Here is a 24,873-nt window from a genome sequence, read left to right as displayed (position 1 = left end):
ATGTGGATTAAAAGGATTTGGAGATATTAGTTACAATTAAGAGTAAAAATGCTTAAGGGAAGTTATAAATATATACTGTAAAATAATGGATAATAAAATAGTTGCCCACTTTTACTTGACTCAATCTCAAGTTACTCTTTAATAGATAATTTGAAATTATTATGTTATAATTGATTTATATTTAGTTAGACAAAGCTGTCTCAAAATGAAAATTTTGAGACAGCTTTTTTGTACATTAAAACAATTATAATGGAGGTTAAGTATAATGGAGAAAGATAAAGAAAAATTAAAAAATGTACCTGATGGTTTTGCTCAAATATATAGTGTAGAACTTTATATAAAAAAGCAACCCATCCTTTTAAAAAATCAACTACTAGAAAATATTAAAAAATATTGTGGTAATGTTGAAATTATGTCTACTCAAGATAAAAGTAGTACATTTGCATTTATGGATTATGTTCTAGAATATAAAAATGCGAGTATTCCTGTTTCAATTACAATTAGTGTAAGTGATGAAGACGTGAAAAGTGAAAAATTAAGTAGATCCTTAGAACAATCATGGAATTATGATAATGATAAAGAATCAATTAAAAATTGTAAAATTAAAATTGGAGTTACAGATTTAATGGCAGTTGGATTAGAATATACTAAAAGAATGGAACTTTTCCAAAAAGCACTTTATTCTATAGTAGAACTAATACCTTGTGAAGCAATTAATTTTCATATTACAGAACAAGTAATAAGCAGAGAAGATTATTTAGAAAATAACCCTTTAAAGGATGAATATGATCCTATGCTTGGAATATTAAATGTAAGATTGTTCAATATTGAAGGTAAGAAAAATGAGTACATAATGGATACATTAGGACTTTGTGCAGTGGGATTATGTGATTTGCAATGTCATTTTAAAGATTTAAATCCCGATGAAGTATCAAATATTTTATATTCTTATGGATACTATATTTTTGATAATCCTGAGGCTTTAGATGATATAGAAGCAATAGAAGGGATTTCAGAAAATGATAAGTGGGAATGCCAACATGAAGGTGCACTTGTAGCTCCAGAACGTGTTGTTTTAGATATTAATCCAGGAAAAGAATTTTCAAGTGAAAGTAGAAGCTGAATAAGTTAGGATTCAGCAGTTAATTATTAGGCACAAGAGATTTCAAAATGTACCCTTATTAAAGACAATTAAGAAAAAAATATGCTATATCTAAGAAGATGATGTCTGTATTGAACAGGAGTCATCTTTTTTAATTCTATTGATATATATAGTTATTATAGTAAACCATATACTTATTAAATTATTTCTAATGGAAAGAAATTGATATATAATATAGGTATATTAAATTTTTATAGTGAAAATATTTTTGTTTTAGAGTGAATATTAGGAGTGTGATTGTATGGTTAAAAGAAGTAATAGTAATTCGAAGAATCAAATAAGAAAAATTTTTGTCTTTAATTTTGTAAAAATATTATTTGGTGAACATAGCTCTAGTCCGAGGCGTAAAGCTTTGAAAATAACTTACATTTATTTTTTAATAGGGAGTCTATGGATACTTTTATCTGAAAAATTAGTTGAGTTTCTAATTAAAGAACAATCAATAATTATTTTAGTAAGTATTGTAAAAGGATGGGTTTATGTATTTATTACTTCTATATTAATATTTTCACTTATATTCACTGAAATGAAGAAGGTTACAGAGTCAAAAGATAAAATAAAAAAAATAAATGATGAATTAAATAGAGAAAAAAAATTTATGGAGGCCATATTTAATAGTATGCCTGGAATAGTGTATCTATACGATGATAAAAGTAATCTTGTAAGATGGAACAAGAAATATAATGAGATGACAGGCTTTTCCACTAAAGAGCTTTCTGGTATGAGTTTGTTGGAGTGGTATCAAGGGGATGAAAAAACCCGAAAATCAGTTTTAGAAGCAATTGAAAGAGCAACGAATACTGGCTTCGGAGACGTTGAAGCTAATTTACAAATAAAAGATGGTACAACAATACCAATGTACTTAACTGCTAGCCCAGTAAAAATTGAGGGGAAATCATATTTTACTGGTATAGGAATTGACATTACCCAGCGAAATATTTTGAATAAAAAGCTAGAAAAATATCAACTTCTTGCTGAAAGAGCTAATGATGCTATGTTATTCCTTGATAAGGAAGGAAATATTCTTGAAGTTAATGATGCTGCCATAAAAATTTATGGTTATACATATAAAGAATTTTTGTCAATTAGTATTTTTGATTTGAGACATGTTGAAAAACCAGATCATATAATTGAACAAATGGAAATTGCCAATAAAGAGGGAACTATATTTGAAACTATTCATTATTTAAAAAATGGTAATTCTATGCCTGTTGAAGTAAGTTCGCAAGGAACCTTTTTAGGGGATAGAAGGATTCTTTTAAGCATTGTGAGAGATATAACTGAACGTAAAAAAGCAGAAGAAGAAATAATTTATTTAAGCTATCACGACCAACTAACAGGCTTATATAATAGAAGATTTTATGAAGAAGAATTAAAAAGATTAGATACAGAGAGAAATATGCCAATAACCGTAGTGATGGCAGATGTAAATGGATTAAAGCTAACTAATGATGCCTTTGGTCATAAAGCTGGAGATATGCTTTTAGAAAAAATTTCAAATATATTAAAAAGGGAATGTGGAGCTAATGAAAGTATAAGTAGAATTGGTGGGGATGAATTCGTTATTTTATTACCAAGAACAGATAAAAAAGAAGCAATAGAAATTGTTCGAAGAATAAATGTAGCTATTGCAAATGAGAAAATGGAGAATGTTATTGTATCCATTTCCATAGGATTTGGTGTAAAACAAGATATTTCCGAAGATATTAATGAAGTTTTCAAGAAAGCAGAAGCTAATATGTATAGAAATAAGCTATCTGAAAGTTCAATTATGAGGAGTAAGACTGTAGAGCTAATTATGAAGTCACTCTACGAAAAAAGCAACACAGAGTTAGTGCATTCCAAAAGGACAAGTGAAATTTGTAAAGCTATTGCAATCAAGTTGAATTTTGAAGAAGATGATATCAATAATATTAGAATAGCTGGACTTATGCATGATATAGGTAAAATAGGAATAAATGAAAATATACTTAATAAAGTGGAGAAATTGAATAGTGATGAATGGCATGATATTATGAGACACTCTGAAGTAGGTTATCAAATATTACGCTCAGTAAATGAATTCTCAAAAATTGCGGATTATGTTCTAGAGCATCATGAAAGTTGGAATGGAAAGGGATATCCACAAGGTCTTAAAGGTGAAGAAATACATATTGAAGCAAGGATTATTGCAGTTGCAGATTCCTATGATACTATGATATCAGATCGAACTTATAGGAGAGCATTAAGTGAGGAAGAAGCTATAAAAGAAATTAAAAGATGTTCAGGTACTCAGTTTGACCCAGATATTGCAAAGGTGTTTGTTGAGAAGGTTTTGGGTAAAGGTTGGTAGCTATTTTAGTTTTAATGGATAAATCAGGTTTAGCAGGGGTGGCAGCAACTTAGACAAGACAAAAATAGAAAGGAGGATAAAAATGTATACAGATTTAGTAGGAGATAAGGTGAACTTTGATGATTTTTCAAAAACATTTGGGAAGAACTTAATTCCAATAGATGAATCCAATGGATTTAAAATTCGTCCTGGATTCTACCTTGAGAATGGGTCAGTGGTTATTCCAGGAGGGGTTAGTTTTACTGTTCATTCTCAAAATGCAACTTCCTTTAAATTAGTTCTATTTAAGCGGGAACAAAGTGAGCCTTATGCTATTATTCCGTTTCCAGAGAATTATCGAATCGGGAATGTGTATTCAATGATTGTGTTTGGATTAGATATTGAGGAATTTGAATATGCTTACAGCGTAGATGGACCATATAAACCAGAAAAGGGTTTAATTTTTGACAATACAAAATATATACTTGATCCTTATGCAAAGGCAGTTGCAGGTCAGAGTAGATGGGGACTTAAATCAAAATCTGGATCTGAATATAGGTCAAGAGTAGTTGCAAATGATTTCGATTGGGGAAATAGTAAACAGCCCCTAATTCCAATGGAAGAACTACTTATTTATGAGCTACATGTACGGGGGTTTACTAAACATTCATCCTCTCAGGTCAATAAACCCGGTACCTTTGCAGGATTATCTGAAAAAATACCATATTTAAAGGAGCTTGGGATTAATGCTGTTGAGCTTATGCCAATCTTCGAGTTTGATGAGATGCAAGATGAACGAACAGTTAATGGTAAAAGATTATTGAACTATTGGGGATATAACACTGTAAGTTTCTTCGCACCGAATACAAGCTATACTGCAGGAAGCGAGTACAACAGAGAAGGTGATGAGCTAAAGTCATTGATTAAAAAATTCCATGAAAATGACATAGAGGTGATTCTTGACGTTGTTTTTAATCATACAGCAGAAGGAAATGAAAATGGTCCATATATCTCTTTTAAAGGTTTTGACAATAGTGTTTATTATATGCTTACACCAGACGCGAAGTACTATAATTTTAGTGGGTGTGGAAACACTATTAACTGTAATCATCCAATTGTGCAAAGAATGATATTGGATTGTCTTAGATTTTGGGTAACTGAATATAGGGTTGATGGTTTCAGATTTGATCTTGCCTCAATCCTTGGACGTAATGAGGATGGATCGCCAATGAACAAGCCTCCATTGTTGCAGAATCTAGCCTTTGACCCTATTCTTGCGAATGTTAAACTTATTGCTGAAGCTTGGGATGCGGGTGGATTATATCAGGTGGGTAGCTTTCCATCATGGAATAGATGGTCTGAATGGAATGGTAAGTATCGTGATGATATACGAAGGTTTTTAAAAGGGGATGCAGGCCTAGCATCTGTAGTAGCTGATCGAATTGCAGGTTCTCGTGATTTATACAATCCAGCTAGCCGTGGAGATAGTGCCTCTGTGAACTTTATTACCTGTCATGATGGATTCACTTTGTATGACTTATATGCTTACAACAATAAGCATAATGAAGGTAATAGCTGGAACAATACAGATGGTGAAAATAACAACAATAGTTGGAACTGTGGTGTTGAAGGTGACACCGATAATGAGAGCATCTTGAAACTACGAAGACAGATGATGAAAAATGCATGTGCTGTTCTGCTTATAAGTCAGGGTATACCAATGCTTTTAGCTGGAGATGAGTTTAGTAATACACAGTTTGGAAACAACAATCCATATTGTCAAGATAATGATATATCATGGATTAATTGGAATTACCTAGATAAGAATAAAGAAATATTTAATTTCTTTAAGAATATGATAAAGTTTCGGAAAAGTCATTCTGTGCTAAGGAACAATAAAATCAAACCAGCAAAATGTGGATTACCACAGGTTAGTAGACATGGTAATAATCCATGGAATCTAGATCAATCAGAGGAAAAAAGGATGCTTGGAATGATGTTTGCGGGTTGGGATAAAGAAAAAGACATAGATGATATTGTATATATTGCTATAAACTCCAACTGGGAGAAGCAATATGTGAAACTGCCTGATTTACCTAAAGATATAAAGTGGCATATTGCAGTAAATACTGCAATGCCTGAAGGAAAGGATTTTGTTGAGTCAGTGGATGAAATGCTTCAAATTGGAACACAGGTTGAATTAGAGCCAAGGTCTGTGATAATTATACTGGGGGTTCAGATAAGAAATTAATAGTTGACACCCTTTATGCATGCATCTTGAATAAAATAAAAGTTAAGGCAGGATAATTCTGCCTTAACTTTTTTTAGTTAGTAGTTTTATTTGAAGTTAAAAGCACCTTTAATTTTCCGTTTTCGTCTAAAGTAATATCATGAGTATTGTCACTCATAGTAGTAGCCATAGCAGCATTTGAGACACTACTCGCAAGAATATTAGGTTCATATTCATTATCTAAGTGTCCTTTTGAAGCGGAACCACTAGTACTGCAAGGTATACCTGCACTTGAAGCACTAGTAGTATCATTAAGGATATCAGTGCTTGAATCACTATTAGAAAAATTGCTTGAAGCGCTTTCATTATCTGATTGTTTTTTTGTTTTTGAAGTAGGACCATTATCATTATTAATCATACCAGCAATGGAGTAATGGCCTGCCCCTCTATTAATTGCTGATTCTTCATTTGTTTTTTTTGGTTGCTCTAAATTTTTTTTATGCATGAGTATTCTCCCTTCAGATATAAAAAATAAAATATAGATACATCATATTATATAGTTTGACCATTTTTGAAAAAATATATGATGAAAATAAAAAGGGAAAATGAAGTTTAAGAAGAATATTATAGTTATAGAATATATAAAGGTTATTTAAGGAGTGAATAGATATGTCTGGGAATATATTAAAAATTCTTATATGCGATGATTCAATGTTAATGAGAAAGAAATTGAAAGACAGTTTAAATTTATGTGGTTCATTTGATATTTTAGAAGCAACTGATGGGCAAAAGGCTGTAGATACTTACAAAGCAAACAATCCAAATTTAGTATTTATGGATATAGTAATGCCAGTAAAGGACGGTATACAAGCGGTTTCAGAAATAAAAGATTTTGATGAAAATGCTAAAATTATTATGGCTTCTTCTTCTGGAACAAAGGGAAATTTGAAGAAAGCTATTGAGGCAGGAGCCTTTGAATTTATTCAAAAGCCTTGGGAGCAAGAACAAATTGCTAAGATAATTAATAATTTTCTTAAAGAGGGGGAATAGTTGGTGTTTACTCAATATTTTGGTCAATATTTATTGAATAAAGGATATCTTACCCTAGAAAAGTTACATGATGGATTAGAATGTCAGAAAGATACAAGATTAAAACTAGGGGTTCTAGCTGTAAATGCAGGATATATGACAGCAGATGATGCGGATAAAATAAATACAGCACAAAAGAGGTCAGATAAAAGATTTGGTGAATTAGCAGTAGAAATGCTGTACTTAAAGGAAGAACAAGTAGAAGAATTATTATCTTCACAAAAATTTGGACATCTTCTATTAGGTCAGGCGCTTGTAGATAAGGGGTATATGACTCTACAAGAATTCGAAAAGGCAATAAATGAATATAAAAAAGACTACAGCATTTCAGATAAGGAATTTGAAGCAATACAAAAAGATGATGTAGACGAGATAGTAAATACATTTATAAAATTTAAAGAATCTAAAAATGAAAAAGCACTTAAAAACTATTTAGCTTTATTCACAAGGAATTTAATTAGATTTATAGATACAGAAGCAATTATAAAAGATGTAGTTAAATTAGAAGAATATGAAGGTAAATGGACTGCTAGACAAGATATAAAAGGGAAAATAAATTTATCTACTTTTATTGAAGCAGAAGAGAATTCTTTTATAAAATTCGCATCCAAATATGCACAAGAGGAATTAAACACTGTGGATGAAATGGTAGAAGCCTCTGTTGGAGAATTTTTAAATCTACATAATGGAATTTTCTTGGTTAATATGTCCAATGAAGGCTTAGAATTAGAAATGACTCCGCAGGAAGTTTATTCTAATATAAGGGTAGATAATGTATATAAAGTATCCATAGAACTATCCTTTGGAAAAATTAATATTTTAATTAAAGAAGAGTAGTATATTAATTAAAGAAGAGTAGTATATTAATAACTAAAGGTAAACACAAAAAAGAGAAGATTGTCCCTATATAAGGGATAATCTTCTTTTAGTTTTCAAGAATTAAAGAATAGAGAATTTAGGCAAGTATATATTCTAACCAGGGGTCATTTCCTATGATAAAATTTTCTACAGATACCTCTAGATTAATATCAGGCACAAAGGATAAAAGCTTATCATTTTGTATAGTCTTATAATATTTTGTGGAGTGACAAATTGTAATTGCCGAATTCTTTAATTTGAATCTCTCCACTTCGCCATAACAATTAGGTTTTCCCCCTGTTGGTTCGCCAATGAAAATTGCTTTTGTTTTTGCTTTTAAGCTGTATAGATTTAAAAGTGCTGAAGAAAAAGTTTCTCTACCTGTAATGACATATAAATTACCTTTTCTATTTATCTTCTCACAATGTTGAATATCTTTTATAAATTCATCAAGCAATTGAGAATTTCCACCCAAATTATTTCTAAGATCAATTACAAGTTTATTTACAGTATTCTCATTTATAAAAGAAATTAATTCTCTGCCAAAGGTTGGCATGTCTTTTTCTATCATATTCCTGCAAGCATTATATTTAAAGTAAACTGTTTTAAACTCTGGAAGATACTCAAACCAATAGTATTTTTCAGGGCTTTTTCTGTATAGCGGCAAATTAGTTTCTTCCACAAGGTCATTAGAATTGTTTATATCTTTTAAGTCCTTAAAGGATAAGGCCTCAATATTAACTGTTTTAGACTTTTTAGACTCATCTTCTAAAGTCAATTCTATACTGTCAACACTACGGGTAAGTTTTAGACCATATAATAATTCTATTGCTGGAAAATATTTTGGTAGTTGGGCTTTAAGAAAACTTTTGTTTTCATAGGAAATAATCTTACTTAAAGCATTTATAAACTTATTGATTTCCAGCCCATCTACATGTGTTATTCTCAGATTTTCTAATTTTCTATACGTATCTATAGCAGAAACTATATAAATTCCTTCCTTAAACCAATAGACTTCTATAGGTAATAACAGATTTACAGGAAGTAGTGCAGAGGTATGTGCATCCCTAAAAGCTGCAACAATCTTTGATATTTCAACGCAGATTTCATAGCTAGATATCTTTGGAACTTTATTATTTAAAGCTTGAATTTCACTAAAAAAATTCTCTTCTTTGCAACTGAAAAAAAGATTTACATGTTTTATAGGGAGCTGAGATGCTAAAAAATCTATATCTTCAAGCCACTTATTGTTCCTGTCAGTATTATCTGTGGTACTTTTATTTTCATTTTTCATAAATTTCTCCTTTGTTAAAGTAATTGATTTTATTATATCTCATGTTAGGTAAATAAAGCTGACAAATGCATATTTTTAGTAGTATAATTTTAAAAAATTAATTCCGAAAGGTCATTGGTTAGTCTTTTAAAAAAATATATTACTTACAAATACTTAAAAGTATTGATTTATAACTTATAAGTGCTTATAATAGTTATAGAGGGTGGTTATAATGATTGAAGAAAACAGCTGTAAAAATTTCAACGACAATAATATAGATTCATATAAAGAAAGATTAAATTTAAATATTGATGAGAAAAAGAAAATAGTTGAAAAAGCTATGATTTTTATTCATGATAATGGAACATATTTTTTTGATGTTTCTACTAATGTTCAACTTCTTTCAGAAGCTTTCAATAAAAAAGCTACTATATTTACTCATTCACTAGATAATTTTAATATACTTTATGAAAAACAAGATGTAGTAGTAAATTTAATAGCTGGAGAATTTAATAACAAAAATCGTTTCTTCTATAAAACAGACTATAAAGAATGTTTTGAAGGAATAGAGTTTGATGCAGCATTTTTTGGCGCAGGCGCTATAAGAAAAGATGGTATTTATTATGAGAATGAAGAAGATGCTTTTATCAAAAATGAAGTTGTTAAAAAATCTAAAAAAGTAATTTTACTTGCAGAACATCAAAAGTATGAAAAACACACTGGTTATAAGGGAATAGATTTAGATAAAATAAATATCATTATTGTTGACCCCATATCAGTTTCCTTATTTGAAGATATTATCGTTTCACAAAATATTAAAATTAATCCTAATAGCTTAATTATTATGTAGAGAAAACTATATAAGTTGCAAAGAATTCTCATGTGCCTAAATTTAAGAAACAAGGTGATTTAATGTATCAAGAAGAAAGACTTTTAAAGGTACTAGAGTATTTAAATGAACACAACTATATGTCTAGTCACGATATTTGCGAAATGTTTAATGTATCAAGAGATACTGCACGTCGGGATATTTTAAAACTTATAGATCAAGGAATAGCAATTCGTACTCATGGAGGCGTTAGCTTACCAGTTTTAAAAAATACTATTAAAGAATATAGAGAAAGAATTGAAGCTTATTCTGAAGAAAAAAGAAGCATTGCAAAAAAAGCTTTAGAATTTATTGAGAGAGATAAACACTATTTTTTTGATGTTTCTACAATAGTAAATTTCTTAGCACAAGAAATAACTCAATCAATTTGGGTACTTACACATTCCCTGGATAATATTGAAATCCTTTCTGAAAAAGAAAATATTTCTGTACATTCGCTTGGAGGATGTCTTAATAAAAAGAATAGATTCTTTTATAAAGCAGATTGGGTGAATTATATTGAGGGAATAAGATTTGACACAGCAATACTAGGAGCGGCATCTATAACAGAAGATGGTATTTATTATGTGGATGAAGAAGATGCTTTGATTAAACAGGCAGCTGTTAAAAAAGCTCATACAGTAATTATTCTTGCTGAATATGAGAAATTCAAATCCTTAAGTTATTATAAGGGTGTAAATTGGGAACAAATAGATGTTATTATTACTGATAAAATACCACCTTCTGTTTTTAGAAATATTATAGAATCATATGATATTAAATTAATTATTACTTAGTATATTAAATAATTTAGGGGGATTGTCTTATGAATAATATTAAAATGATATGTCTAGATATTGATGGAACTTTATTAAATTCAAGTCACAAAATTTCAGAAAAAGTGAAAAATGTAATTAATATAGTTGCAAATGGAAAGAATATACCTGTAATATTGGTTTCAGCTAGAATGCCTAAAGGAATAAGATTCTTACAAAAAGAGCTTGGAATAGATCAACCAATTATTTGTTATAGCGGAGCCTTAGTTTTAGATAAGGATGATAAAATGTTATCTAAGGAATTTATAGATGTTTTTAATGTTGAAGAAATATATAAATTAGTTAAAGATAACAATATACACATTAGCATATATAAAGATAATGAATGGTATATAGAAGAAATGGAGTATTGGTCTAATCAAGAAAGTGAAATAACAAATATTATTCCTAAGATTGCAGATTTTAATGAGTTAATAGAATTATGGAAAAAGGAAGGTACAGGACCAAATAAGATTTTATGTATGTCGACTCCAGATAAAATAAATTTCTTAAAAGATAATCTTAAAGCTAGTGATTTAAATATATATCCATCAAAACCAGCATACTTAGAAATTATGCCAACTAAGGCATCTAAAACATCTGCAATTAACTGTTTGCAAAAGAAATTTAATGTAGATAAATCAGAGATAATAGCCATGGGGAATGCTCCTGATGATGTTAAGAAGTATGCAAATGATGTAACCCTAACAAATGATGAAGATGGAGTGGCAGAAGCACTAGAAAAATATATTATTCTATGAAGAAATTACTAATCCAAGCACCAGAGATTTTCTCTGGTGTTTTTTTGAGGCTTTTAATAATATCAATATATTAGAATACAGTGTAATTTTTAATATATTGGAGATGGAGGGAATAGATATAATTATAGTTATGTGTGAAAGTAACTATTAAACGTGAAATTCGGGTGATATAATATTAGATAACAAGTTACAGAATAAGGAGATGACCATATATGTTTAATACCAAATTAAGCCAACAAATAAAACTTTTATTAATTGAATTCAATAAGGACAATATTAGTGGAATTGAAAACATTGAACAACGTAATCAAAATAATGTCGCTTTAAAATTCACTGCAAGTATTGCTCGATCTATAAAAAAGATGTCTCCAAAGATATCTTTAATAATAAATAACATACTAGCTGTTGCAACTAAGTTAAGTGTATTCATAGTACAGTTGACACACTTCTCAGAGGAGTTACTGAATTCATCTAATGTACTAAAGAACACCACAGAATCACTGGTAGCATCAGCAGAGGAAACCAGTGCGAGTATGGATGAAATAACTAATACTATTAATTCTAATGCCCAATCAATACAGACATTAGCTGATAAATCTGAAAATACAATCAACCTATCTAATAATAGTAGTAATATTTTAAAAGACATAATAAATATAAATAAGGAAGTACTTCTAAAGTCTAGGGATGTGAATGAAAACATAGTAGATCTTTCTTCACTAATTAACAGTATGGAAAACATTGTTTCAGGTATCGACGGCATAGCGCAGCAAACAAATTTACTTGCATTGAATGCAAGTATAGAAGCGGCAAGAGCTGGAGAACAAGGCAGAGGATTCGCAGTGGTAGCCGATGAGGTAAGGAAACTTTCAGAAAACACTTCCGTGCAACTAGAAGAACTAAAAGAGTTTATGGAAAAAATGAAGGTATCATCAAATAAATCGAAAGAAAATGTAGATTACACTATAGAATCAATTGCAACTATGAATGATTATGCAAATTCAATGCAAACTTCCTTCAAGGAAAGTAAAGACTCTATGGAGTATGTAATGTGTGAGATCCAGACTGTATCTGCAAGTATAGAGGAAATCAGTGCTTCAAGTCAGGAAATAAATTCTGCTATGCAGGTTATGACTAAAAATGTAGAACAAATAAGCTTTGAGGCAGCCAATATTAATAAGAAATCAGAAGACCTAAAGACCCTGGGAAGTGGTATTGAAAAGATTGACAACGAAATATCAGAAATTGCAGCAATAGGCGGGCAAACTTCCAGTATTGAGTATTTCAAGCTAGATAATGAAGACTTTATTAAATCTCTTGAAAGTGCAATAACTGCACACAAAGTATGGGTAGAGAATTTAATAGCTATGGCAGAAGAAATGAAAAGCAAACCAATGCAGTTCAATGGAGAAAAATGCGGCTTCGGTCACTTTTACTACTCAATTAATCCTATAAATGAAAAAATCAAATCTATTTGGGATACTGTAGGGAAAATTCATTTAGACTTACACAAACTTGGGACAGAGGTTGAAAAAAATATAAAAGATAATAAAAAAGACCTAGCAGTGTCAAATAGCTTAAAAGGGAAGAAGAAATCAGAAGAAGTACTTTTAAGACTAACTGAGATGAAAGAGATTTCCCGTGAGTTAACTAAGAAGCAAGAATTTATTTTCTAACTGATCATATAAGATCTCAACTATGAGGAGTAAGACAGTAGCTCAAATATAAAGTCACTATACGAAAAAAGAAGCCCCCACTTTTAGAGTGGGAGCATTCAATAATTCTAAACATTACATTTTATTGCGTTGCACCTCAAAACGGAAGTAGTCGCTATATAGACACATCCGTTTAATCATCATAAAAAGTACTACTTAATTGGGATATATATATCAAATTCCCCATTCCTCATAAATCTCTCATCATATAATTCTAGTTGAGGTCTACAATCTATCTCGTGCTCTGAAGCTGGAACCAATTTGGTGAATATATTATTATAAAATTCACCTAAATCTTTTAGAGGGCCACAATAAGTATACATAAGGTACTTGCCCTCAGGTACAATCTTTGTTTCCATGCCTTCTGGTAAATCCTCAAAGCTATCTACCTCTGCACAAGCAGTATAGTGAAATCTGCCTTCTGAATCCATTACCTCATCACATATACCATAAAACAACATGGATTTGCTCTTTTGTTTTATGTCTGTGTAACGTTTATTAAAGGCCTCCCAAAGTCTAGGAATTTCTCCATTACTATTGTTTCCAAAGTAAGTTATACCAACAGCCTTGAATCCTTTAATACCTACTATTTTATCTTCCATAAATATTATCTCCCTTCATTTACTTTATATGATGATTATATCAAGTAATCCTTGCCAACAGTGTGTCAGAGATTATCTGAAATTATATAAACTTAAAATTTTATTGGCTTTTGTGAATATATAATTTTTAAGTTCTAAAGGTTCCAAAATTTCTAATCTATCACTAAAAGAAAAGAGTACATTGCAGGCTGTTTCAAAACTTAACATATCTATATCATAAATGAACCTATTTTCCACTTGGATCATGGAATGTACATGAAAGCCTTCAAGAAATTTCTTCTTTTCCTCATGAAATTTAATTTTCACAAGATATGAATTAGGCTCTAGCTTAAGGGATGATTCCCTCACAAATTCCTGTTTACTCTTTCCCCAAAACTCTTCTAGATGAAAGTTTTCAGGCATGATAAAACTTTCATTCAAAACTTCAATATGTTCAATTCTGCTGCATTTAAAAACCCTAATCTCGTTTTTTACTTCACAAAAAGCTATTACATACCATTCAGAATTTTTTACCACTGCGCCATAGGGCCTTATAATTCTTTCAGAGCCTTCACCAGCATATTTTTTATAGTGTACTTTTAGTTTTTTAAAGTTAAGTACTGATTTTTTTACTATATCTAAATATTCATTCTCTATTTTTTTGCCCCACCAAGGATCTGAATCAATAAAAAATCTCTCTTTAGCCTTAACAATTTCTTCTCTATGTTCTGCTGATACACTATTTTCAAGCTTAATAACGGCATTTTTAAGTTGTTGTGCCATTTCGGTGTTCTTTTCTGCTCTGATACCCATGCTTGAAAGTAAAAGAGTTACAACATCTCCACCTTGCAATACATTTGAATTGACTTTATAGTTTTCCATAAAAGAATATCCACCATTAGGGCCTGGAATTGACACAATAGGAATACCAGATTCACATAATATATCAATATCTCTGTATATAGTTCTTTCTGAGGATTCAAGAATTTTAGCTAAATTTCCTGCTTTCATTATTCCACGTGAATCAAGTAACATAACAATTCCTAAAAGTCTGTGAAGTCTCATGTAATCACACTCCTAATTGAATTAAAAATATTTGGATTATAAATAGAATTATACCATTTGTTTGGATGGATTTACAAAAGAAGGGCCTGAAGTTTGACAGTATAGAAATCGAAGCATATAATTGTGAGCAAGTTAAATATAGAAAATTAGGGGGACAAAAAAATGAGTAGTTATAGTGTATTTTTACCAAGTTATAGTATAGGGGATGATGCTTACAAAGAAATTCCTAAGATTTGTGGAATTTATGGAAAGAAAGCAGTAGTAGTTGGTGGCAAAATAGCAATGGAAAAAGCTAAGAAAGCACTTTTAGAAGCTGTTAAAGGTTCAAATATAGAAATAGTGGATTTTGTATGGTTTGGTGGAGACTCATCATTTGAGAATGTAGAGATGCTTAAGAAAAATCCAATAGTCACAAATGCTGATATGATATTCGCAGTTGGTGGTGGAAGAAGTGTTGATACAAGCAAAACAATGTGTGATCAAACAGGACAACCAATATTCGTATTTCCAACAATAGCTTCAAATTGTGCAGCAATAACAGCAACAACAGTAATTTATGATGCTAATCAAGTATTTAAGGAGTTATATTTTCCTAAAAAACCAGCAACACATTGCTTTATGAATACTAAAATAATAGTAGAAGCACCAAGCAATTTCATCTGGGCAGGTATAGGTGATGCATTATCAAAAGAATATGAATGTACATTTTCTTCAAGAGGTGATGAACTTGACCATACTAATCTTTTAGGTGTTGATATAAGCCGTAATTGTGTTGAACCGCTTTTAAAGTATGGTAAAACAGCTTATGAAGATGCTAAAGTTCACAAAGTATCAAAGGAACTAGAACAAGTAATTCTTAACATAATAATTACTACAGGACTTGTATCAGTTCTTGTAATAAATGATTACAATAGTTGTCTTGCACATTCAGTATATTATGGATGTACTACACTCGAAAACATAGAAAAGAATCATTTACATGGTGAAGTAGTTTCTTATGGTGTTTTGGTTATGCTTACATGTGACAAGAAATTTAAAGAACGTGATAGAGTTTATAGTTTCAATAAGAGCCTTGGACTTCCAACCTGTTTAGCAGATATTGAGGTAGAAGAAAAAGATCTTGATAAAGTGCTTGATAAGGCAATGGAAACAGGGGATATAAAGCATGTACCTTATGAAATAACAAGAGAAATGATTTATAATGCAATAATGGATTTAGAAAAGGTTACACTTTAGCATGGCAAATATAAAAGATGTGGCCGAAAGGTCAGGAGTTACAGTTACTACAGTCTCAAGAGTATTAAATAATAGGGGATATATCAGTGATATGACAAGGCAGAAAGTAAATAAGGCTATTGAAGAACTTAATTACCAGCCTAATGAAATAGCTAGGTCACTTCTAAAAAGGAAGTCTAATTTGATTGGACTAATAATTCCTAATGTATCCCATCCTTTTTTTGCGGAACTTACAAATTATATTGAATATTATGCACATAAAAATGGATACAAGATATTATTATGCAACGCTTATCAGGATAGTAAAAAAGAAAAAGAGTATATTGATATGTTAAAGAGGAATCAAGTGGATGGAATAGTTATGGGAAGTCATGCGCTTGAAACTACTGAATATTTAAACTTGAGTTTGCCTATAGTTGCAATAGATAGATTTTTATCAGAAGATATACCTTTTATTGCTTCAGATAATTATAATGGAGGAACATTAGCTACAAATCTTCTTATAGAAAAGGGCTGTAGAAAAATTGCACATATAAGTGGGCCGTTAATGTTGAACACTCCTGCAAATCAAAGATATAAGGCTTTTCAGGATGTTGCAAATAAAAATAACATACCTTATGTAGTAACTGAAACTAAGTTGAATAGTTTTGATATGGAAGAATATGAGAGAATGATTTATAAGTTATTTAAAGATCATTCTGACATCGATGGTATATTTGCAAGTAGTGATTTAATAGCTGCTTGTATAATTAAAGTTTCAAATATCTTAGAGAAATCCATACCTGAAAATTTAAAGATAGTTGGTTATGATGATATTAGTATTGCATCATTAATTGTGCCGCCGCTTACTACAATTAGGCAGCCTATTAAAAAAATAGCACAACTAGCTATTGATATTATAATAGATCAAGTTAATGGCAAAGAAGTTAATTCTGAAAACATACTTCCTGTAGAACTTATTGAGCGTAAGACTACTTAAATATAAATAATAACCTTCTTTCTTGGAATTTAAGACTTATTATTCAAGAAAGAAGGTTTATTTTAAAGTGTATGTCAAACGGTTGACATAGTATTTTGTTGAGCTATAATATAGGTATAGGAAAGTAAAAATAATTTTGTGACTTATAAAATAGGTAGGGGGATTATTATGTTTAGGTTTGAGGATAAAATAGAGTTTCAAAACAAAAAAAATGATATTTTAACTATAGGTGAAATGCTGATTGATATGATATCAGCAGATTATGGTGATGATTTTGAATGTAATACTTATAATAAGTTTTTTGGAGGATCACCTTCTAATATTGCTATGAATGTAAAAAAATTAGGCATTAATTGCATTGTTGCGTCAGCTGTTGGAGAAGATGGATTAGGAAAGTTTTTAATCAATCATTTGCATAATGCTAAGATGGGTACTAGCTGTATTCAGCAAGTAGATTATTCAACAAGTATGGTAGTAGTTACAAGGAGTAAGAAGAGCCCTGTACCAATATTTTATAGAGAGGCAGACTATCATCTAGAATATACTCCAATGCTTGAAGAAGCTGTGAAAAATTCAAAGATAGTTCACTTTTCTTGCTGGCCTATATCTAAGATGCCAGCTCGTGACACTATTGAAAGAGTTATTGAAGAGGCAAGAAAAAATCATACGCTAGTATGTTTTGATCCAAACTATCATCCTATGATATGGCAAAGGGGAGAAAATGGATTAGATTATATTAAAGCAATAATAAGCAAGGTTGACATTGTAAAGCCGTCAGAAGATGATGCAGAAAGACTATTTGGAAAAGATACTTATGAAAATCAGATAGAAAAGTTTTTGAAACTTGGTGCTAAGCTTGTAATAATGACATTAGGTAAAGATGGTGCAATTGTTTCAAATGGAGAAGACACATTTAAGTTTAATACTTTAGCAACAGAAGTTGTAGATACTACAGGGGCAGGAGATGCTTTCTGGTCAGGATTTTATGCTGCAATAGTTAAAGGATATACCATTAAAGAAGCTTTAGGCCTAGGGTTTGCAGTAAGCGCATATAAATTAAAATTCATTGGTGCAGTAGTGGACTTGCCGAGCCTTGAGAAAATAAAACAAATATATAGTTTGTAGAAAAATTTATAAAGAAAAAAGGGGAGATTGTATTATGGCAGTAAAAAATCAAGTACAGCTTATCACTTATCCAGACTCACTTGGAGGAGATCTAAAAACTCTTAACAAGGTTCTTTTAAAACATTTTTCTGATATTTTCAAAGGGGGAGTTCACATTCTTCCACCATTCCCATCTTCAGGAGACAGAGGTTTCGCTCCATTAACATATTTGGAAATAGAGCCTAAATTCGGCACATGGGATGATATCAGAGCTATAGGCGAGAATTTTGATGTATTGGTTGATTTAATGGTTAATCATATATCTAGACAATCATTATATTTTCAAGATTTTCTGAAAAAAGGACCAGAATCAGAATATGCTGATTTCTTTATTACATTAGATAAAATTTGGAAAGATGGAGAACCTGTACAAGAAGATATTGACAAGATGTTCCTTCGTAGACCATTACCATATTCTACATTTAAAATAGAAGCAACCGGTGAAGAAGAAAAAGTATGGACAACATTTGGTAAAGCAGATCAATCTGAACAGATTGATTTGGACATAAAATCAGATAAAGTTAAACAACTTCTTACTGACTTCTTTATGAATTTTAGCAAGCAAAATGTAAAGATAGTAAGATTGGATGCAGTGGGATATGTTATAAAAAAACTTGGAACAAGTTGCTTCTTTGTGGAACCAGAAATATATGATTTCCTTGATTGGATAATAGAGCTTGCAAATTCTTTAGGAATTGAATTGCTTCCCGAAGTTCATGCTCCCTATGAAATTCAAAACAAACTGGCAGACCACGGATGCTGGATATATGATTTTATTTTGCCATATAGTATTCTTGATACACTTATAAATAAATCTAGTGAGAAGCTTTGTAATTATCTTAAGGTTCGTCCTAAGAAACAATTTACAATGCTTGATTGCCATGATGGGATTCCTGTTAAGCCAGATATGGATGATCTTATAGATACTAAAGAAGCTAGGAAATTAGTAGATGAATGTATAGAAAGAGGGTCAAACTTGAGCCTTATTTTATCAGAGGATTATAAGGCAGAAGATGGATTTGATGTTCATCAGATTAGATGTTCATACTATTCTGTTCTTAACTGTGAGGATGATGCATATTTGGCAGCTAGAGCTATTCAATTTTTTGCTCCTGGAATACCTCAGGTATACTATGTAGGATTACTAGCAGGAAAAAATGATGTTGAAAATGTAAATAAGACTGGCGAAGGTCGTGAAATTAACCGTCACAATTTTAGTCTTGAAGAAATTGATCAGTCTCTTGAAAAAGAAGTAGTACAAAGACTGTTAAAACTTATTAGATTTAGAAATGAATATTCTGCTTTTAATGGTGACTTTAAGGTTTTGGATTGTGCTAAGGATGAAATTCGTCTTTGTTGGCAAAAAGATAATAAGTATTGTACATTGTTTATAGATCTAAAAACTAATGAGTCTATAATAGGCTATATTGATGAGAATGGAAAAGTAGCTCAATATTCAGTATAGCAAACAGAGCTTTTTAGTATTAAAAAGTACAGGAACAAAAGCAAGTATAAATTTGCTTATAGGTAAGTTAACAATGTTAGAGTCATAATAATTTTATGGCTCTTTTTTTGGATTGATGAATTAGCTGGTTATAGGCGAATATTGTAAAAAATAATAAAAAAATAATGAATTAAAGAGGAATATAGAAATTAATATAATGAATATTAAGGAAAAATAATATGGAGGTAATAATTATGAATATAAATTATTTGTTTGAAAGCATGATGAAGAATGTTAGCGATTCCATAATAATAACTGATGCTAATGGATATATAGAAGAATTTAATACTTCCACTGAAAAAATTTGGCACTACTCTTGCGATGAATTTAAACATTTACATATTAACAATTTATTTAGCCTAGAGGATGAGTTACAAGAGGATTTAAATGCAAGAATATACAAAGACATAGTTTCACTAAACCAATGGAGTGATGAACTTTGTGCTATAGATAAAAATAAAAATACATTTAATTTGATTATATCTATTTATCCGGTTTTAGATTATAATTCCCAAATTATAAACTATGTTGTAGTTTCAGAAGATATTAGAGAAAAGAAATCTTTAGTACAGGAGTTAAGCTTGAAAAATCAAGAACTTAAAGAGGCACTTAAAAATCTAAAAACTACACAAGTAAGTATGGTGCAAGAGGATAAACTTGCAAGTTTAGGTCAGCTTTCAGCAGGTATAGCTCATGAAATCAACAATCCTCTAGGATTTATAATAAGCAATTTTGGAACTTTAAAAAAATATACTGAGAAGTTATATTCCATGGTATCTTTGTATAAAAGCTCAATAAATAATAATGAAGGTTATAGCTCAGACGAGGATAGGATGAATTTACTAAAGACAGAAAAGAAATATAATTTAGATTTTATAATGGAAGATCTAGAGGAATTACTCAAAGATACTGAAGATGGTATTGAAAGAGTAAGAAAAACAGTAGGTGCTATGAGAAACTTTGCTCATTCAACAATAGAAGGAGAGTTTGAGCAATATGACTTGAACGATGGGATAAATAACACCTTGGTTATAGCAAAAAATGAACTTAAATATAACTCCAATATAGAGACAGCATTAGGTGAATTACCATATATAGAAGCTCAATCTAATGAGATAAATCAAGTTATTTTAAATATTATTATTAATTCCTCCTTTGCTATAAAAGAAAAACATGAAAATGAAGATTTAGAGTATTTTGGATTATTGAAAATAGCTACTTACAGTGACAGAAATTTTATTTATTGTTCCATAGAGGATAATGGGACAGGTATATCTAAGAAAAATTTAGATAAAATTTTTGAACCCTTTTTCACCACAAAACCAGTTGGAAAGGGTACAGGTCTTGGACTAAGTATTGCATATGATACTATAAAAAATAAACATAAAGGGGAATTAATAGTTGAGAGTACTTTAGGAATAGGGACTAAAATTGTAATAAAACTTCCTATAAAAAAAGAGATGACAATGGAGGAAGAGCTAAATGGATAAAACTATTCTATTTGTAGATGATGAAAAGGCTATTTTAAATTCAATAAGAAGAGAATTTTTTGATAGTCCTTACAGAGTTTATTTTGCTACAAGTGGAATAGAAGCTTTAAGTATAATATCTGAGAATAAGATTGATTTAATAATAACTGATATGAGAATGCCTAAAATGGATGGGTATGAATTGCTAAATAAGGTTAAAGAGTTATCACCCACAACAATTAGACTTATATTAAGTGGGTATACAGATGAAAAAATAATTTTTAAATCAATATATAATAATTTAGCTAAATTATTTATAACTAAACCATGGGAGAAGGATGATTTTAGAAAAGCTATAGATGATGTGTTTAAAACCGAAGACTTGCTGAGTAATAACATTTCATTAGTGCAGATAAAAGAGATTGGTAAACTTCCAACTATTCCTTCATTGTTAAAAAAGATAAATGAATTTATAGAAAGAGATGATTTAGATATAAATGATATTATAAAGCTAATAGAATCGGATATAACTATAAGTTCTCAGGTGTTGAAAATTGTGAATTCAGCTTTTTATGGCAGAAAAACAGCTTCCATAAAAATGGCAGTATTAAGTTTAGGGTTAGTTAACGTAAAAACAATTATAGCTAGTGCTGAAGTATTTGCTTTTGGAAAGGACTTTTTAAATAAGCAAGAATTATGGGATCATTCCAACTTAACTAATAAAATACTTATTGAATTATATAGTTGTTTATTAAATAAAAAAATTCCGGAATACTATTCCACAGCCGGACTTCTTCACGATATAGGGAAAGTGGTTTTCTTTAAAATATACAATGATGAGTATGATGAGATATATAGATTAGTAGATAAAGAACCTTTAATAGATATAACTAGGTTAGAAAAAGAAAAATTTAATATTAGCCATGAAGAATTAGGTGGGTACCTACTTCAATGGTGGGATATACCGTATGCTATAGTGGAAGCTACCTTATATCACCATAATCCTATGTTAAGTACTGATGCAAATAGAGAATTGGTATCAATGCTTCATTTGGCAGATTATTACTCTTGGCAAGTGATGAAATCTAAATATAGACCTAAACTTCATAAAGAAGTTTTTGAGTATTATAAAATATCAGAAGAAGAATGTGAGTCAATTATAGCAGAATTCATTGACAAGGAGGATAAAAATGAATAATAATAAGGTGCTTTTTGTGGATGATGAAGTTAACATATTAAATTCTATAAGAAGAGTAACTATAGGTGAGGAATTCGAAACAATAATTGCAACAAATGGAGAAAGAGCTTTAGAAATATTTAGTGAAAATGAAATATCTGTAATAGTTACAGATATGAGAATGCCAAAAATGAATGGATTAGAACTTCTAGAAAAGGTTAAAGAAATATCTCCTAATACCATAAGAATGGTACTATCAGGATATGCACAAATACCACAAGTAATAGCTACTGTAAACAAAGTAGGAGTTTTTAAATATATAACAAAACCATGGAATAACGAAGAAGAATTTCTTCCAGCTATAGCTGAAGCGCTGCACTATTACAATCTACAAAGAGAAAATGATTTATTTAAATCTCAATTAGAAGAAAGGAATAAATTATATAAAAAAATGCTTGAGTATAATAATGCTATAGTAAAAAATAGTCAAAGTGATGTTGATTCCATAAAAATAATTACAAAAAAATATGTTACTTTAAAAAATAATTGTTTTAAAAGTCTTCAGTTTGAACATAAAAACAATGAGCTATCAACATACATTAATGATGTAATAGACAAACTCTATTTCCAATATCTAGAGACCATTCCAAGTATTAAAGAATCTTTCAACTTAAGTGTATTTGATGAAAAATTTAAAGTATTAGAAGAAAAAGGAATCACTTTAATATTTGAAAATGATAGTATAAAAAAGATTAACTATTTGGGAAATAAAAGAATTATTGTATTAGTATTAGACAATATGCTTAATGTTATTACAAGCAATTGTGATAGTGGAGATATAATATTAAACTTTTCCAATAGTAAGACTTTAAATATAAACTTTTTGATAAGAAATAAAACCAGTCTAGAAAATATGAGTAATAATATTGAATTTAAACTAGTATTAAATATATTAGATGATATGTGTAAAACCTTTGGTGGAAAATTAAGTTTCAATCCTGAAAAGTTTCAAATAAGCATTGATACCAACTTACAAATACAGAATTAGGGGTGTTAGTATGAATATACTTATTGTTGATGATAGTAAATTTAATTTAATAAGTGCCCAAGATGTAATAAAGAGCTATGAAATTAATTGTGTTACAACTCTAGCCTATTCTGGAGAAGAGGCTATTAAAATAATAAATTCACAAAAAATAGATATTGTTTTGCTAGATATAGTAATGCCTAATTTATCTGGAATTGAAACATTAGAGATTATAAGAAGAGATAACAAAAATATAATTATTTTAATGTTTACTTCTCTTACAGATAAAAAATATTTAGAAAAAAGTTTTGAATTAGGTGCAAATGATTATATAAATAAACCTATTGAACCTATTGAATTTATATCTAGATTAAAATCTGGTATAAAAATGAAGGAATATCAAAATGCTCTAATAGAATCATATAACAGCTTAAAAAGTATGAATTCTGAACTAAAAGCATCTAATGCTAAACTTCAAGAGGTTCAAATTGAATTGATAAATAAAGAAAAATTATCTACCATTGGGAGATTTTCTGCTGGAATAGCACATGAAATTAATACTCCATTAGGATATATTACATCTAATTTTTATACAATAAATAAATATAGTAATATCTTAAAAGAAAATTTGGAGAAATCCACAATGTTTATTAAAAATCATGAAGAAATTATATCAGACAAGACAGGTCTGGAGAAGGTATATAATGATAGAAATAAATTAGATTTTATATTTAATGACTTTGATTCAATTATGTTAGAGACCAATGAAGGACTCGCAAAAATAAGCAAAATAATAAAGGATCTCATAAGGTTTTCCAATGAATATCCTTATTCAGATTTACAATTAAATAAATTTAGTGAAATTGTTCAAAAGGCTATAAGTGTTTTAAATAGTGAACTCAAGGGTAAAAAACTTGAAGATTTAGTGAATTTAAATATTAAGTTTGAAGAAGAGGAGTATGTTAAGTGTAATGGCTTTGAAATAGTACAGGTTATATTAAATATCCTTATGAATGCCATATATTTTATAAGTAAAAAGAATAAAAAAGGAAATATATATATTAAAACTTACATTCTAAATGGATACTTTTGTTGTGACATCGAAGATACTGGTATTGGAATTAAACCGGATATTATAAATAAAATATTTGAGCCGTTTTTCACTACGAAGGAACCTGGCGAAGGTATGGGGTTAGGATTAACTATATGCTACAACATTATTGTAGACAAACATAAAGGCCTTATATCAGCTAAAAGTACCTATGGAGATGGGTCTGTTTTTTCAATTAAATTACCTATATAAAAGAAGAGTCAGGTTTATGATATATAACCTGACTCTTCTATGAATAATTAATTATTCTATTATTATAGTTGTAAGCGTCAAATAACTCATCACCTAGGACTGGCAGTAAATTAATGTGATAATACTCCTATACTTAGTAGGAGGTAATTTGCATGGCAAAAAGAAGATCTAAAGAAGAATGGATGATACTTGTAAAAGAATATAAAGTAAGTGGAGTTAACCAAACAGCCTGGTGCAGAGAAAAAGGAATTAACAAAGGGACCTTTATCGCCTATAAAAAAAAATC

The 24,873-nt window shown here is 29.8% G+C and carries 22 protein-coding genes; 18 read left to right on the top strand and 4 right to left on the bottom strand.

Annotation, left to right across the window (positions count from 1 at the left end):
- Nucleotides 1-265: 265 nt before the first annotated feature.
- The 3 genes from CLVI_RS14650 to glgX all read left to right on the top strand — a co-directional run bounded on the left by CLVI_RS14650 (nucleotide 266) and on the right by glgX (nucleotide 5,724).
- Nucleotides 266-1,123: a DUF4261 domain-containing protein gene (locus CLVI_RS14650; RefSeq protein ID WP_106060870.1), complete on the top strand. Its 858-nt coding sequence runs from the start codon at nucleotides 266-268 to the stop codon at nucleotides 1,121-1,123.
- A 280-nt stretch (nucleotides 1,124-1,403) separates the two neighbouring features.
- Nucleotides 1,404-3,494, top strand: coding sequence for a PAS domain S-box protein (locus tag CLVI_RS14645; RefSeq protein WP_207655394.1), 2,091 nt, complete (start codon nucleotides 1,404-1,406; stop codon nucleotides 3,492-3,494).
- A gap of 82 nt (nucleotides 3,495-3,576) precedes the next feature.
- Nucleotides 3,577-5,724: a glycogen debranching protein GlgX gene (glgX, locus tag CLVI_RS14640; protein ID WP_106060869.1), complete on the top strand. Its 2,148-nt coding sequence runs from the start codon at nucleotides 3,577-3,579 to the stop codon at nucleotides 5,722-5,724.
- Nucleotides 5,725-5,797: 73 nt separating this feature from the next.
- Here the strand turns inward: glgX and CLVI_RS14635 are convergent, their stop codons facing one another.
- Nucleotides 5,798-6,208, bottom strand: a complete 411-nt coding sequence (locus CLVI_RS14635; RefSeq protein WP_106060868.1) for a hypothetical protein — start codon at nucleotides 6,206-6,208, stop codon at nucleotides 5,798-5,800.
- 164 nt (nucleotides 6,209-6,372) lie between these two features.
- On the opposite strand from CLVI_RS14635, the gene CLVI_RS14630 reads away from it, so the two are divergent.
- Together CLVI_RS14630 and CLVI_RS14625 are read left to right on the top strand one after the other, a co-directional pair.
- On the top strand, nucleotides 6,373-6,753 hold the full coding sequence (locus CLVI_RS14630; protein ID WP_106060867.1) for a response regulator: 381 nt from the start codon (nucleotides 6,373-6,375) through the stop codon (nucleotides 6,751-6,753).
- A gap of 3 nt (nucleotides 6,754-6,756) precedes the next feature.
- On the top strand, nucleotides 6,757-7,629 hold the full coding sequence (locus tag CLVI_RS14625) for a chemotaxis protein CheX (RefSeq protein ID WP_106060871.1): 873 nt from the start codon (nucleotides 6,757-6,759) through the stop codon (nucleotides 7,627-7,629).
- Nucleotides 7,630-7,747: 118 nt separating this feature from the next.
- Here CLVI_RS14625 and CLVI_RS14620 read toward each other — a convergent pair whose 3' ends face one another.
- Nucleotides 7,748-8,944, bottom strand: coding sequence for a S41 family peptidase (locus tag CLVI_RS14620; protein ID WP_106060866.1), 1,197 nt, complete (start codon nucleotides 8,942-8,944; stop codon nucleotides 7,748-7,750).
- Nucleotides 8,945-9,155: 211 nt separating this feature from the next.
- On the opposite strand from CLVI_RS14620, the gene CLVI_RS14615 reads away from it, so the two are divergent.
- The 4 genes from CLVI_RS14615 to CLVI_RS14600 all read left to right on the top strand — a co-directional run bounded on the left by CLVI_RS14615 (nucleotide 9,156) and on the right by CLVI_RS14600 (nucleotide 13,043).
- On the top strand, nucleotides 9,156-9,773 hold the full coding sequence (locus CLVI_RS14615; RefSeq protein ID WP_106060865.1) for a sugar phosphate isomerase family: 618 nt from the start codon (nucleotides 9,156-9,158) through the stop codon (nucleotides 9,771-9,773).
- Nucleotides 9,774-9,835: 62 nt separating this feature from the next.
- Nucleotides 9,836-10,588, top strand: coding sequence for a DeoR/GlpR family DNA-binding transcription regulator (locus CLVI_RS14610; RefSeq protein WP_106060864.1), 753 nt, complete (start codon nucleotides 9,836-9,838; stop codon nucleotides 10,586-10,588).
- Nucleotides 10,589-10,617: 29 nt separating this feature from the next.
- On the top strand, nucleotides 10,618-11,367 hold the full coding sequence (locus tag CLVI_RS14605) for a Cof-type HAD-IIB family hydrolase (RefSeq protein ID WP_106060863.1): 750 nt from the start codon (nucleotides 10,618-10,620) through the stop codon (nucleotides 11,365-11,367).
- Between the two features lie 212 nt (nucleotides 11,368-11,579).
- A complete protein-coding gene (locus tag CLVI_RS14600) occupies nucleotides 11,580-13,043 on the top strand; it encodes a methyl-accepting chemotaxis protein (RefSeq protein WP_106060862.1) in 1,464 nt (487 codons plus the stop codon).
- A 191-nt stretch (nucleotides 13,044-13,234) separates the two neighbouring features.
- Here CLVI_RS14600 and CLVI_RS14595 read toward each other — a convergent pair whose 3' ends face one another.
- Entirely contained in the window at nucleotides 13,235-13,684 is a 450-nt protein-coding gene (locus CLVI_RS14595) for a GyrI-like domain-containing protein (protein WP_106060861.1), read from the bottom strand.
- 72 nt (nucleotides 13,685-13,756) lie between these two features.
- Nucleotides 13,757-14,728, bottom strand: a complete 972-nt coding sequence (locus tag CLVI_RS14590) for a helix-turn-helix transcriptional regulator (protein WP_106060860.1) — start codon at nucleotides 14,726-14,728, stop codon at nucleotides 13,757-13,759.
- A 162-nt stretch (nucleotides 14,729-14,890) separates the two neighbouring features.
- Between CLVI_RS14590 and CLVI_RS14585 the strand changes: the two genes are divergently transcribed.
- The 9 genes from CLVI_RS14585 to tnpA all read left to right on the top strand — a co-directional run.
- Nucleotides 14,891-15,964: an iron-containing alcohol dehydrogenase family protein gene (locus tag CLVI_RS14585; protein ID WP_106060859.1), complete on the top strand. Its 1,074-nt coding sequence runs from the start codon at nucleotides 14,891-14,893 to the stop codon at nucleotides 15,962-15,964.
- A 1-nt stretch (nucleotide 15,965) separates the two neighbouring features.
- Entirely contained in the window at nucleotides 15,966-16,943 is a 978-nt protein-coding gene (locus CLVI_RS14580) for a LacI family DNA-binding transcriptional regulator (protein ID WP_106060858.1), read from the top strand.
- Nucleotides 16,944-17,111: 168 nt separating this feature from the next.
- Complete coding sequence (locus CLVI_RS14575; protein ID WP_106060857.1) at nucleotides 17,112-18,068, top strand: carbohydrate kinase family protein; 957 nt, start codon at nucleotides 17,112-17,114, stop codon at nucleotides 18,066-18,068.
- Between the two features lie 34 nt (nucleotides 18,069-18,102).
- The gene (gtfA, locus tag CLVI_RS14570) at nucleotides 18,103-19,572 is read left to right on the top strand and encodes a sucrose phosphorylase (protein WP_106060856.1); all 1,470 of its coding nucleotides are present in this window, start codon (nucleotides 18,103-18,105) and stop codon (nucleotides 19,570-19,572) included.
- A gap of 233 nt (nucleotides 19,573-19,805) precedes the next feature.
- Nucleotides 19,806-21,101 (top strand): PAS domain-containing sensor histidine kinase, encoded by a 1,296-nt coding sequence (locus CLVI_RS14565; protein ID WP_106060855.1) that lies wholly within the window; start codon nucleotides 19,806-19,808, stop codon nucleotides 21,099-21,101.
- Nucleotides 21,094-22,278 (top strand): HDOD domain-containing protein, encoded by a 1,185-nt coding sequence (locus CLVI_RS14560; RefSeq protein ID WP_106060854.1) that lies wholly within the window; start codon nucleotides 21,094-21,096, stop codon nucleotides 22,276-22,278. Before CLVI_RS14565 ends, CLVI_RS14560 begins: the two co-directional genes overlap by 8 nt.
- Nucleotides 22,271-23,305: a response regulator gene (locus CLVI_RS14555; protein ID WP_106060853.1), complete on the top strand. Its 1,035-nt coding sequence runs from the start codon at nucleotides 22,271-22,273 to the stop codon at nucleotides 23,303-23,305. The genes CLVI_RS14560 and CLVI_RS14555 overlap by 8 nt, the downstream gene beginning before the upstream one ends.
- 10 nt (nucleotides 23,306-23,315) lie before the next feature.
- Complete coding sequence (locus tag CLVI_RS14550) at nucleotides 23,316-24,587, top strand: ATP-binding response regulator (RefSeq protein ID WP_106060852.1); 1,272 nt, start codon at nucleotides 23,316-23,318, stop codon at nucleotides 24,585-24,587.
- A 152-nt stretch (nucleotides 24,588-24,739) separates the two neighbouring features.
- Nucleotides 24,740-24,873, top strand: a 134-nt coding sequence (tnpA, locus tag CLVI_RS18125; RefSeq protein WP_423237137.1) for an IS66 family insertion sequence element accessory protein TnpA, incomplete at its 3' end; no start/stop codon positions are given.

Origin of the sequence: Clostridium vincentii (genome assembly GCF_002995745.1) — a bacterium.
GTDB classification, from domain to species: domain Bacteria; phylum Bacillota; class Clostridia; order Clostridiales; family Clostridiaceae; genus Clostridium; species Clostridium vincentii.
The sequence above is the reverse complement of the archived record's forward strand: the minus strand, read 5'-3'. Positions and strand labels throughout refer to the sequence as shown.